Consider the following 12,857-nt stretch of genomic DNA (forward strand, 5'->3'; position numbering starts at 1 on the left):
ATGAACGTATTGCTCAAGCAGACCTGGGCGGGCCTGCGCCTGCTCATCGCGATGACGGTGCTGCTCGGCATCGTCTACCCGCTCGGGGTGTGGGCGGTCTCGCGCATCCCCGGGCTACAGGGCCACGCCGAAGGTTCGGTGGTGACGCAGAACGGCCAGGCCGTCGGCTCGTCGCTGATCGGCGTCGACCCGGTGCCTGCCGACCCGGCGCGCGACCCGTGGTTCCACAACCGGCCGTCGGCGAGTGCGAAGGACGTGCTGGGTCCGGGTGATCCGTCGACGTCCGGACCGTCCAACAAGGGGCCGTACAACGAGGACCTGGCCAAGGCCATCGCGCAGCGGCGGGACCTGATCGCCCAGCGCGAAGGTGTCGCACCGGCGGCCGTGCCTGCGGACGCGGTGACGGCTTCGGCATCGGGTCTCGACCCGGCGATCAGCGTCGATTACGCCGCGCTGCAGGTATCGCGCGTGGCCCGGAACACCGGGCTGAGCGAGGAGAAGGTGCGGCAGCTGGTCGCGGACAACACCAGCGGCGCCGGGATCGGCGTGCCCGGCGTGAACGTGCTCCTGCTCAACCTTGCCGTGCATTCCGCGGCACCTGGCGCACACTGACACTGTGAGCACAACCGACACACCCCCGAAGCCGCGCCGAGGAGAACTGCGGATCTACCTCGGCGCGGCTCCGGGCGTTGGCAAGACCTTCGCCATGCTCGGCGAAGCCCGGCGCCGCCTCGACCGCGGCACCGACGTGGTGGTGGGCCTCGTCGAGACGCACGGCCGCAAGAAGACCGCCGACCTGCTCGACGGGCTCGACGTCGTGCCCCGGCGCACGGTCAGCCACCGCGGGCACGAGTTCGCCGAGATGGACCTCGAGGCGGTGCTCGCCCGCAAGCCCGAGGTGGTCGTGGTCGACGAGCTGGCGCACACGAACGTCCCCGGCGGACGGCACGACAAGCGCTGGCAGGACGTCGACGAGCTGCTCGACGCGGGGATCGACGTGCTGTCCACGGTGAACGTGCAGCACCTGCAGAGCCTCAACGACGTGGTCGAGCGCATCACCGGCGTCACCCTGCAGGAGACGATCCCGGACGAGGTCGTGCGCCGGGCCGAGCAGCTGGAGCTGGTGGACATCACGCCGGAGGCGCTGCGGCGGCGCCTCGCGCATGGCAACGTGTACCCGGCCGAGCGGATCGATGCCGCGCTGGGCAACTACTTCCGGCCGGGGAACCTGACCGCGCTGCGCGAACTGGCGCTGCTGTGGGTGGCCGACCAGGTCGACGTCGCGTTGCAGCGCTACCGGGCCGAGCAGAAGATCACCGACACGTGGGAGACGCGCGAACGGGTGGTCGTGTCGATCACCGGCGGGCCGGAGAGCGAGACGCTGATCCGCCGCGCCAGCCGGATCGCCAACCGCGCGGGCGCGGAACTGCAGGTGGTGCACATCCTGCGCGGGGACGGGCTGGCCGGGCTCGGGCCGACCGCGATGGTCCGCTCCCGCACGCTGGCCGAGGAGGTCGGCGCGACGTTCCACACGGTGGTCGGCGACGACGTACCCACCGCGCTGCTCGACTTCGCGCGCGGGGTCAACGCGACCCAGCTCGTGATCGGCACGTCGCGGCGGTCCCGGGTCGCGCGGCTGTTCGACGAGGGGATCGGCGCTTCGGTGGTCCAGCAGTCCGGATCGATCGACGTGCACATGGTCACGCACTCCTACGCCGGCGGACGGCTGCGCGCGCGGCTGGGCACGAGCCCGCTGACGCCGTCTCGGCTGGTAGTGGGCTGGCTGCTGAGCATCCTGCTGCCGCTGGCCGCGACCGGTCTCGGCGTGCTGCTGCGGGACACGGTGGAGTTCTCGACGGACGTGATGCTGTACGTCCTGGCGACGGTGGTGGTCGCACTGGTCGGCGGGCTCGGTCCCGCGCTCGTGGCTTCGATTTTCGGGGCAGGGTTGCTGAATTTCTTCTTCACGCCACCGCTCTACACGCTGAACGTGCACAGCCCGCAGAACGTCGTCACGCTCATCGCGATGATCGTGGTGGCCGTGATGGTGGCGCTGGTCGTCGCATCCGCCGCGCGACGGGGTGCGGCGGCGGCACGGGCGCGTACGGAGGCGTCGTTGCTGGCGTCGTACGCGCGTACGGTGCTCACCGATCCGAACCCGATCGAGCGGTTGCTGGCGAAGGTACGGGAGAACTTCGGCCTCACTTCCGTTACGCTGCTGGAGAAACGTAACGGGAAGTGGGACAAGGTCGCAGTGGCCGGTGGGGAACCGTGCGACGATCCGGACGAGGCCGATGTGGACATTGCCGTAACGGCTGACGTCCACCTGACACTCCGCGGGCGCACCCTGCCCGCCGCCGACCGCCGGGTACTGGAAGCCGTTGCGGGACAAGCATTGCTCGCGTTGCGCCAGCAGCGGATGGCGACGGCTGCCGCGGCCGCGGAGCGCAAAGCCGAGGCGACTGAGCTGCGTACGACGCTGCTGTCCGCAGTCGGCCACGACCTGCGCACGCCGCTCACGTCCATCAAGGCCGCCATCGGCAGCCTGCGTGCGCCGGACCTGTCACTGTCCGAAGAGGACACCTCCGAGCTGTTGGAGACAGTGGAACTTTCGGCCGACCGGCTGGCTGGGCTGATCGACAATCTGCTCGACTCTTCGCGGTTGGCGACCGGTGCCGTCACCCCGCATTTGCGCCCGGTCGGCTACGACGAGGTACTCGCGCATGCTTTGTCCACAGTGGACAATTCGCAGGATGTGCAAGTCGCCGTGGACGCCCGGCTGCCGTCGGTGCAAGCCGATCCGGGATTGCTGGAACGCGTGATTGCAAACGTACTGGACAACGCCCTCCGGCACGGCGGCGGCGAGGTTTCGGCGCGGGCAAGTGCGCATTCGGAATTCGTGGAGCTGCGAATCGTCGACCACGGAAAAGGCTTGCGAAAAGGGGCCGCGGAATCGGCCTTCGCGCCATTTCAGCGCCTGGGCGGCGACCGGGATTCGACGCCCGGTGTGGGGTTGGGGCTTTCCGTTGCGAAGGGGTTCACGGAAGCAATGGGCGGTACGGTACGCGCAGAAGACACTCCCGGCGGCGGGCTGACCGTGGTGATTTCGCTACCCGCGTGCACGGGCCGGGAACTGGTGGAAGCGGCTGAGGAGGTGGCCCGATGAACGCAGACCGGGCAGCGACGGTACTGGTCGTCGACGACGAGCCGCAGATCGTCCGAGCGTTGCGAATCAACCTCAACGCGCGCGGGTACAAGGTGATCACCGCGCATGATGGCACGGCGGCGCTGAAAGCGGTCGCGGAAACGAAGCCGGACGTGGTGGTCCTGGACCTGGGCCTGCCGGACCTGGACGGCACGGAGGTCATCGCAGGCCTGCGCGGCTGGACCACGGTGCCGATCATCGTCCTGTCCGCAAGGGGCGATTCGGCGGACAAGGTACAAGCACTGGACGCAGGCGCGGACGATTACGTCACGAAGCCGTTCGGCATGGACGAACTACTGGCCCGCCTGCGCGCGGCGGTGAGACGTTCGGCAGTAGCAGGCGCAGACGGCGCAGAAGCAGTGGTGGACGCAGGCTCGTTCACCATTGATCTGGCCGCGAAAAAAGTCCAGCGAGACGGCCGGGAAGTACATTTGACGAAAACCGAATGGGGTGTACTGGAACTGCTGGTACGGAACCGAGGCCGCCTGGTGGCGCAGAAACAATTGCTGCACGAAGTATGGGGCCCGTCGTACGAGACGGAATCACACTACCTACGCGTTTATCTGGCCCAGCTACGCAGAAAGCTGGAACCAGAACCCTCCCGCCCCCGCCACCTGCTGACAGAACCAGGAATGGGCTACCGCTTCGAAGTTTAGCTCCCGCCCCGCTGGCGTTCCGTGAAGGGAACCTTCACGGAATCAGATTCCCTCATGGTTCCCTTCACGGACTTCAGCGGAGCGTCAGCGCGTGGAGCCGGTCGGGGCGGTATCGCCGGTGCCCGTGGTGTCCGAAGTGGACACGCTGGACGTACTACTGGTCGGCTGCCCGCCAGTGGAACTACTCCCGGACGGCTTCGACGAAGGCGGAGTCTCCGAACTGGACGTACTAGTCGGAGAAGTAGGAGTCGTCGACGTAGGGTCGGTACTCGTCGGCGGAGTAGTGGAATGATCCGAAGTAGGAGTGTCACTACGCTGCGAAGTAGTCCCAGGCACCGGATTCCCGCCCGGCTGCCCCGGCGGAACCGGCACCGGCGGCGGAGTGACCACACTCGTGGTCGGCACCCCATCCGCCCCGACCGACACCACAGTCGTCGGCGTGGACGGCACAGTCTGCCCAGGCACCGGCGACCCCGGCACCGTCATCGGCCCACCCGGCACCGCGTTCCCCGGAACAACCTGGGAACTACCGGGCAACGTGCCCTGCCCGCCACCGGGTGCATTGGTCGCAGAATCAGTGATCCCGAGCGGCCCGGCCAGCTCGGCGACCGCGGCGAACGCCGTAGCGACCACCAGTCCGCTGACCCCCAGCACGGCGTACCCGGTACGGGTCAGCCGCCCGCTCGCCCCTTTGGGCGGCGCAGTGGCGGGGACGGCATGGACGGAGATGGATGAGCTCGGATCAGGCCCGTCGGGACGGGACATGCAGGCTCCTTAGAAGGTTCGAACAGAGAATGCGGGGGATGCGCTCCACCCGGGCCCCGGCATGCGGGGGAGAGGGCTCCGGGCGTGGATCCTGGCCGGAGGCTATCACCGCGGCTGACCCGTTCGCGCGACCGCCAGGAGGACCCCGTCACGTTCTGCAACCACACTCGTACGGCAGGATGGGACCGGTGAGTGAGCAGGAATCACCCGTCCGGCTGGCCGCCTGGGTACACGGGCACGTACAGGGAGTCGGTTTCCGCTGGTGGACCCGAAGCCGCGCACTGGAGCTGGGCCTCACCGGATTCGCACGCAATCACCCCGACGGGCGTGTCGAAGTGATTGCAGAGGGTAGCCGTGACCACTGTGCGCGCTTGCTGGCCGCCCTGCGGTCCGGAACCTCACCCGGAAGAGTGGATCAGGTAGTGGAACGCTGGACTGCCGCAAAAGGCGGGCTGACGGGTTTCGCGGAGCGCTGAACGGCCGCCGAACCGGACATGCGGTGACCCGCTGGCTGGGATGGGGCAACCGGTGGCTGGGATGGGGCACGTGGGGATCCGCGGTGGTCCCGAGTGTCCCTCTTGCCGGGACAGCCTTGCCGGTTTGCTCTGCCCGGCTTGCCCCGCGGTCCCGGCAGCCTTACTGGTTTGGCCTGCCCTGCTTGCCCCGCAGTCCCGGCGGCTTTGCTGGTTCGGTCTGCCCCTGCAGCCCTGCTTGCCCGCAGTCCCGGCGGCCTTCTTGCCTTGCAGTCCCGGCGGCCTTGCTGGTTCGGTCTGCCCCGGCAGACTGGCAGGTTTCACCGAGCGTTGCGTGGCCGCCGAGCCGGACGTCCGGGTGATCCGGTGGCTGGGACAGGGGATCCGCAGTGATCCCGGCAGTCCCGCTTGCCGCGGCTGCCCTGTTGCTCCCGCCCGCCCCGAAAGCCCTGCACCTCCGCCCGCCCCCTCAGCCCACCGATCCGAAGCCACCCGCCCACCCCCCACAACCCCTGTGGTCCGTGTGACGGATGGGACTCAAGGGGTTGCCGAGGTGGTCCCAGATGTGCTAGGCGCGCCCGGGCGGCCCCGCCTCCCACGGCGCTGCCGGACCCCCGGGTAGCCTGTCCCGAGCCCGGGAACCCGGTCGCCACGGTCCGGGGGAAACCGGTGGCCAACCTGTACGCATGGCCAGAGGGGTCGGCAGCACGTGCACCTGAAAAGCCTGACGCTCAAGGGCTTCAAGTCCTTCGCCTCGGCCACCACGCTGCGGTTCGAACCCGGGATCACCTGCGTGGTCGGCCCGAACGGCTCCGGGAAGTCGAACGTCCTCGATGCGCTGCGCTGGGTCATGGGCACCCAAGGGGCGAAAGACCTGCGCGGCGGCAAGATGGAAGACGTCATCTTCGCCGGTACCGCGGGACGCGCGCCGCTTGGCCGGGCCGAGGTCACGCTCACCATCGACAACACCGACGGTGCGTTGCCCATCGAGTACACCGAGGTCTCCATCACGCGCCGGATGTTCCGTGACGGCGCCAGCGAGTACGAGATCAACGGTGACCGCTGCCGGTTGATGGACGTGCAGGAGCTGTTGTCGGACTCCGGGATCGGCCGGGAGATGCACGTCATCGTCGGGCAGGGGCAGCTGTCGGCGATTCTCGAGTCCAAGCCCGAGGAGCGCCGCGCGTTCATCGAGGAGGCTGCGGGCGTCCTCAAACACCGCAAGCGCAAGGAACAGACCCTGCGCAAGCTCAACAACATGCAGGGCAACCTCGACCGGCTCACCGACCTCACCACCGAACTGCGCCGCCAGCTCAAGCCGCTCGGCAAGCAGGCCGAGATCGCGCGCAAGGCGCAGTCGGTGCAGTCCGAGCTGCGGGATTCCCGGTTGCGGCTGCTCGCCGACGACCTCGTCACCCAGCGTGAGTCCATTGCGCGGGAAGAGGCCGACGAGCGCACCGCCCGGCAGCGCCGCACCGAGGTCGAGCAGGCGCTGGAGCTGGTGTCGGCCGAGGAAGCCGAGCTGGAGGCCTCGCTCGCCGAGGACGCGCCGCGGCTGCAGCGCGCGCAGGAGACCTGGTACAAGCTGTCGGCGCTCACCGAGCGGCTGCGCGGCACCGTGCGGCTGGCGGTGGAACGGCAGCGGCACCTGTCGTCGGACGTTTCCGCGCCCACCGGCGGTCGTGACCCGGAGGAGCTGCTCGCCGAGGCCGAGCAGGCTGCCGAGCGCGAGCAGGAGCTCACCGAGGCCGTGATGGAGGCCCGCGAGCTGCTCGCGGAAACCGTGCTGCGGCGCGAAGAACTCGAACAACGCGTACAGGCTGCCGAGCGCGCGCACTGGGCTGCGGTACGCGCGATCGCCGACCGCCGCGAGGGCATGGCGAAGCTGACCGGCCAGGTCGAGGCGCTGCGCAGCAAGAACGGTGCCACCGCGGAGGAGGTCGACCGGCTCACGGTCGGTCTGCAGGAAGCGGCCGAGCGCGCGGAGATCGCGGTCGAGGAGCTGGAAGAGGCCAAAGCGACTGGCGGCGCCGAGGAATCCGACGACGCCGACCTGCAGCAGCGCCTCGACCGCGCGGTCGAGGCGAACAATGCGGCGAAGGCGCGCGTCGAGGAGCTGGTGAAGGCCGAGCGCGGTGCCGAGCGGGAGATCGCGTCGGAGAAGGCGCGCGTCGAGGCGTTGTCGATGGGCCTCAAGCGCAAGGACGGCGCGGGTGCGCTGCTCGGTGCGTCCGCGGAATTACCCGGTCTGCTCGGGTCGGTCGCCGCGCTGCTCACTGTCCAACCTGGACACGAGGTCGCGCTGGCCGCCGCGCTCGGGCCGGTGGCGGACGCGGTCGCGGTGTCCGGTGGCGAACACGCGCTCACCGCGCTGAAGTACTTGAAGGACACCGATTCCGGCCGCGCCGGGATCGTGCCGGTCGGCGCGATGTCCACTGTGGACACCAGTGGCTGGCCGATGTTGCCCGAAGGCGCGCGTTGGGCCCGCGAGGTGGTCAGCGCGCCGGAGCAGCTGCGGCCTGCGGTCGAAAAGGCACTCGACCGGCTTGCGCTGGTACCGGACCTGGAGTCCGCCCGCCGTCTCGTCGCGCAGTATCCGGCCGTGCGAGCGGTCACCGGCGAAGGGGACGTGTTCGGCGCGAACTGGATTGCCGGTGGGTCGGCCGCGCGCGAGAGCGTGATCGAGGTACAGGCAGCGGTCGACGAGGCGCAGGAACGCTTGCGTGTCGCCGAACGCGCGCTGGAGCGGTATTCCGCGGAGCTGGAAGGCGCGCGGTCCGAACAGCAGGCGCGGCGCGAGGAAGTCGGGCAGGCCAAGGACGCGCTCGGCGAGGCCAAGGTCCGCAAGGCCCGGTCGTCCGAGCGGCTCAACCGGCTGCAGCAGGCGGCGCGGTCGGCGCAGGCCGAGGTCGAACGGCTCACCGGGCAGCGCGCGAAGGTCGAGCAGAGCCGCGAGCACGCGCTCGAGCAGCTGGCCGAGCTGGAGGAACGGCTTGCCGCCGTCGCCGAGCAGCCGGTGGAGGACGACCCGGACACGGCCGAGCGCGACGAGGCGGCCGAGCAGCTTGCCGTGGTACGGCAGGAAGAAGTCGAAGCACGGCTCGCGCAGCGCACCGCGGAGGAACGCGCGCGCAGTATCGCCGGACGTGCGGAATCGTTGCGCCGCGCGGCTTTCGCCGAACAGCAGGCGCGCGAACGTGCGGCCAAGGCGCAGGCGGCTCGCAAACGCGGCGCGGAAATCGCGAACGCGGTCGTCAACGCGGGTGAGTTTGCGTTGGAGCGCATCGAAATCTCGGTACAGCGCGCAGCTGCCGAGCGCGACGACGCCCAAGCACAACGGCAGACCCGCGAAACGGCGCTCACCGCGGTCCGCGCCAAGGTGCGCGAGCTGACCGGCGAACTGGAGAAGCTCACCGACGCCGTCCACCGCGACGAGGTGCTTCGTGCCGAACAGCGGCTGCGTCTGGAAACGCTGGAAGGCAAGATCTCCGAGGACTTCGGGATCGGGCTGGCGGACCTGATCGCCGAGTACGGCCCGGACGTACCGGTGCCGCCGAGCGCGGGCGAGATGGCCGAGTACGAGGCGGCGAAGGAACGTGGCGAGGACGTCACCCCGCCGCCGCCCATGCCTTTCGACCGCGACACCCAGGCCCGCCGCGCCAAGCGCGCGGAGAAGGACCTCACCCTGCTGGGCAAGGTCAACCCGCTGGCGCTGGAGGAGTTCGCGGCGCTGGAGGAACGCTACAAGTTCCTGTCCACCCAGCTGGAAGACCTCAAGGACACCCGCAAGGACCTCGAGGCCGTGATCAAGCAGGTCGACGAGAAGATCCTGGAGGTCTTCACCTCGGCTTACTACGACGTCGCGCGCGAGTTCGAGACGGTGTTCGGCGTGCTCTTCCCCGGCGGCGAGGGCCGGATGGTGCTCACCGAGCCGAACGACCTGCTGTCCACCGGGGTGGACGTCGAGGCCCGCCCGCCGGGCAAGAAGGTGAAGCGGCTGTCGCTGCTGTCCGGTGGCGAGAAGTCGCTGGTGGCGGTGGGGATGCTGGTCGCCATCTTCCGGGCGCGGCCGTCACCGTTCTACGTGATGGACGAGGTCGAGGCCGCGCTGGACGACACCAACATGCGCCGCCTGATCGGCCTGCTGGAGCAGCTGCGCGATTCGTCGCAGCTGATCATCATCACGCACCAGAAGCCGACGATGGAAATCGCCGACGCCCTGTACGGCGTGAGCATGCAGGGCGACGGCATCACGAAGGTGATCTCGCAGCGTCTGCGCACGGCCGAAGAGGAGCCGGTACCCGCTTCTTGATCTCCGGGGCAACTGTTACGGGCTCGGCGCGTCTCTAGGGGTGTACGGGGTAACAGTGATCGGGGAGGAATTCTTCATGCGCACAATGGCGGCCAGGATTGGGATTTCCGCAGCGCTTCTGGGCTTCGGCGGGCTGGTGACGGCCTGCGGCGGGACCGCCGGTTCGGCGCTTCCGGCGGCCGTCACGCCAGCCGCGCCCACTGCCACGTCGGCGGTGGTCAACTCGGCTGCTCCGGCGGCGAAACCGCCAGTAGCGAAACCGCCGGTAGCCAAGAAGACGGAACCGCCGTCCAACGGCTCGCGGACCACGGACGGACGGCACCCCGACCCGGGCGACCCGGTCGGCCCGGACGTGAACTGCGGCAAGGTCGACATGCCGAACGGCCGCCAGGCCGACCTGATCGCCGAGGAGACGAAAGCGGGTATCCCCGGTTGCCAGGAAGCGATCACGGTGATTTCCGACTACTTCGAGCAGGCGCCGACCAAGTCCGAGGGGACCGCGCACGTGCTGACCTTGAACGACTGGCAGTGCATGGCCGACACCGGCGCGGGCGGCAGCGGAGCGGTGGCCTGCGACAAGGACGGGCGGGTCTTCTACACCAAGCCGTGAACGAACAGCCGGGTTTCCCGTGCAGCCACGGGAAACCCGGCCGGCTCAGGCCGCAGTCTCCACGGTTTCCTCCACCGCAGCGGTTTTCGGGTCCACCCCGCGGTGGCGCAAGGACAGCAGCCCGCCCACGATGAGCGTGATCAGCACGCCCGCGAGCGTGTACCAGAAGGTCGCCAGGGGTACCAGCGTTTTCGTGGCCGTGCCGAACTGGATGTGTACCGCGGTGGTCGCCTTGTCGAACTTCACGAACAAGATCAGGAACGCCATGCCCACCACGGAGCAGGCGAACGCGATCACGGCGTCGGCCTGGCGGGCTTTGCGGACCATCAGTCCGAGGAAGAACGAGCCCAGCAGCGCGCCGTACGTGTAGCCCACGATACCGAGGCCCTGCTGGATCACCGGGTCCTTCGAGTTCGTGAACAGCGACGCGAAGCCCGCGAACACCACCGCCCAGATGAGTGTCCACATGCGACCGTGCCGCAGCAGTTTGGTGTCGTCGATCGAGCGGTGCGTGAACCGCTGGTAGAGGTCGGCGATGGTGGACGTGGAGAGCGCGTTGAGCGCGGACGCGAGCGCTCCCATCGTGGACGCCAGGATGCCCGCGATGAGTAACCCGGCGAGGCCCACCGGCAGGTCGTTCACGATGAAGTTGGAGAAGACGTCGTCGCCGGACATCTTCCCGGACGCGACCGCGGTGGCCGTCGCGCCGGTCTTGCCGCCGGTGTACACCCACAGCATCGCGCCGACCAGCAGGAACAACGCGAACTGCACGAACACCACGATGGACGACCCGATCAGCGCGCGCTGGCCGTCGCGCAGGTTCCGGCACGACAGCAGCCGTCCGACGATCAGCTGGTCCGCGCCGTGTGACGCCATCGACAGGAACGCGCCGCCGATCACCGCGCACAGGAAGGCGTACGGGCTGGTGATGATGTTGGACGCGAAGTCGGTGAGCTGGAACCGGCCCTGGTCCGCCGCAATCGACGTCCAGCCGGACGGCAGCTTGGTGGTCAGGAAGATCACCGCACCGATCGCGCCGAGGACGTACAGTGACCACTGGATCACGTCGACCCAGATCACCGACTTGATGCCGCCGACGAATGCGTAGATCACCGTCAGCGCGGTCAGCAGCACCACGATGTGCCAGTACTCGGTGTGGATGCCGTAGTGGCCGAGGATCGCCTTGATCGGGATCGCACCCGCGAACAGCCGCAGCCCCTCGGCCAGCAGGCGCGTGACCACGAAGGTGACCGACGCGGTGCCCTGCAGCCCGCGGCCGAAGCGGCGGCCGAGGAATTCGTACGCGCTCACGTAGTTCCCGCGGAAGTAGCGCGGCAGCAACACGAACGCCGCGATCACCCGGCCGATGATGTAGCCGAACGCCACTTCCAGGAACAGGAACGCGCTGCCGAAGACGAGCCCCGGCGTGGAGATCACGGTGAGAGTGGACGTCTCGGTGGCCACCACCGAAAGCGTGACCGCCCACCACGGCATGCTGCGTTCACCGACGAAGTAGTCGTTCGCGGACTTCTGTCTGCGCCCGACCAGCACGCCGATGATCGGCATCGCCGCGAGGTACACGATGACGATCACCAGATCGACTGGGTTCATGGGGTTTCTCCTACCGTGGTTGCCCGGATTCCGCGACCCGGAGCCGGGTCACGGTGCCCCCCAGCGGGGCGGGAAGGGTGAGCGGGGCCGCCCCCGGCGTCAGCGCGCCGAGCAGGCGGGGACCGCGGGCGCCGGTGGCCGACGGCAGCGTCGCGGGGACGCCGCACCAGCTCAGCCAGCCGAGCAACGCGGTCAGGTAAGCCTCTTTGCCGGAGCCGGGCAGGCCGAGGTCGTCGCTGGTACACAGCGTTCCGCCGGGCAGATGCCGGGCGAGCGCGGCCATCAGCGCCGGGTTCGAGACTCCGCCGCCGGACGCCACGACCGTCGCGGCCCGGTGGCGTCGGCACTCCGCGGCGACCGTCACGGCGGTCAGTTCGGTGAGGGTGGCGAGCAGGTCTTCCGGCGTCAGTTCCGGCAGTCCGGACAGCGCGGTGTCGAGATATCCGCAGTGGAAGTGTTCCTTCCCGGTGGATTTCGGTGGTGCAGCAGCGAAGTACGGGTCGGCAAGGAGCCGGTCGAGCAGATCCGCGCGGACGTCCCCGGCCAGCGCGAGCCGTCCGTCCACGTCGGCGGGCAGGCGTCCGCCGGTGACGTGCGCGGCGGCGATGTCCAGCAGCGCGTTCGCCGGTCCGGTGTCGTACGCGAGTACCGCGTCGCCTTGCGTGACCACGGTGATGTTCGCGATGCCGCCGAGGTTGAGAGCGGCGACCGGACGGCCGGTCTGCTCGGCGAGACCGCGTAACCACAACGCGTCGAGCGTGCTTGCCAGCGGCGCGCCCTGCCCGCCCGCGGTGATGTCGCGGATGCGGAGGTCGGCGATCACCGGCACCCCGGTGCGCTCGGCGATCCACGCGGGCTGGCCGAGCTGCAGAGTGCCGAGCGCCGTTCCGTTCTCGACCCAGTGGTACACCGTCTGGCCGAGTGACGCGATCACGTCCACCGGCCCGTACCCGGCGATCCCGCGCGCGGCGGCCTCCGCGAACGCCTGCCCGACCCGGGTGTCGAGCACGGTCAGCTGCCGCGCGCTGCTCGGCCGCGGCGGGAGGATGTCGAGCAGTTCCGCGCGGAGGGCGGCGGGGTAGGGGAGGTCGAGCTCGCCGAGCGGGGTGAGCACGACGGTGCCGTCCTCGGCGTGCAGGTCGGCGACCGCGACGTCGATGCTGTCCACGGACGTGCCCGACAGCAGCCCGAGGACGCGGAAACGATGGCCGGCGGGGAAGGTCAT

9 protein-coding genes are annotated in these 12,857 nt (G+C 69.3%); 7 read left to right on the top strand and 2 right to left on the bottom strand.

What is annotated here, in order from left to right:
* From OO71_RS37490 to OO71_RS37515, 7 genes are all read left to right on the top strand, one after another.
* On the top strand, positions 1-612 hold the full coding sequence (locus OO71_RS37490) for a potassium-transporting ATPase subunit C (RefSeq protein ID WP_033294780.1): 612 nt from the start codon (positions 1-3) through the stop codon (positions 610-612).
* Between the two features lie 4 nt (positions 613-616).
* Positions 617-3,166 (top strand): sensor histidine kinase, encoded by a 2,550-nt coding sequence (locus tag OO71_RS37495; RefSeq protein ID WP_084145546.1) that lies wholly within the window; start codon positions 617-619, stop codon positions 3,164-3,166.
* Positions 3,163-3,861: a response regulator gene (locus OO71_RS37500; protein WP_033294781.1), complete on the top strand. Its 699-nt coding sequence runs from the start codon at positions 3,163-3,165 to the stop codon at positions 3,859-3,861. Before OO71_RS37495 ends, OO71_RS37500 begins: the two co-directional genes overlap by 4 nt.
* Before the next feature lie 91 nt (positions 3,862-3,952).
* Positions 3,953-4,153: a hypothetical protein gene (locus OO71_RS50605; protein WP_033294782.1), complete on the top strand. Its 201-nt coding sequence runs from the start codon at positions 3,953-3,955 to the stop codon at positions 4,151-4,153.
* Positions 4,154-4,805: 652 nt separating this feature from the next.
* Complete coding sequence (locus OO71_RS49590; protein WP_211260796.1) at positions 4,806-5,102, top strand: acylphosphatase; 297 nt, start codon at positions 4,806-4,808, stop codon at positions 5,100-5,102.
* 706 nt (positions 5,103-5,808) lie between these two features.
* On the top strand, positions 5,809-9,411 hold the full coding sequence (gene smc, locus OO71_RS37510) for a chromosome segregation protein SMC (protein WP_033294783.1): 3,603 nt from the start codon (positions 5,809-5,811) through the stop codon (positions 9,409-9,411).
* An 85-nt stretch (positions 9,412-9,496) separates the two neighbouring features.
* Complete coding sequence (locus OO71_RS37515) at positions 9,497-10,021, top strand: hypothetical protein (protein ID WP_051792711.1); 525 nt, start codon at positions 9,497-9,499, stop codon at positions 10,019-10,021.
* Positions 10,022-10,066: 45 nt separating this feature from the next.
* Here the strand turns inward: OO71_RS37515 and OO71_RS37520 are convergent, their stop codons facing one another.
* Together OO71_RS37520 and OO71_RS37525 are read right to left on the bottom strand one after the other, a co-directional pair.
* Positions 10,067-11,632, bottom strand: coding sequence for a sodium:solute symporter (locus OO71_RS37520; RefSeq protein ID WP_033294784.1), 1,566 nt, complete (start codon positions 11,630-11,632; stop codon positions 10,067-10,069).
* A 10-nt stretch (positions 11,633-11,642) separates the two neighbouring features.
* The gene (locus OO71_RS37525; protein WP_033294785.1) at positions 11,643-12,857 is read right to left on the bottom strand and encodes an anhydro-N-acetylmuramic acid kinase; all 1,215 of its coding nucleotides are present in this window, start codon (positions 12,855-12,857) and stop codon (positions 11,643-11,645) included.

The organism is Amycolatopsis jejuensis (assembly GCF_000717335.1).
GTDB classification, from domain to species: Bacteria; Actinomycetota; Actinomycetes; order Mycobacteriales; family Pseudonocardiaceae; genus Amycolatopsis; species Amycolatopsis jejuensis.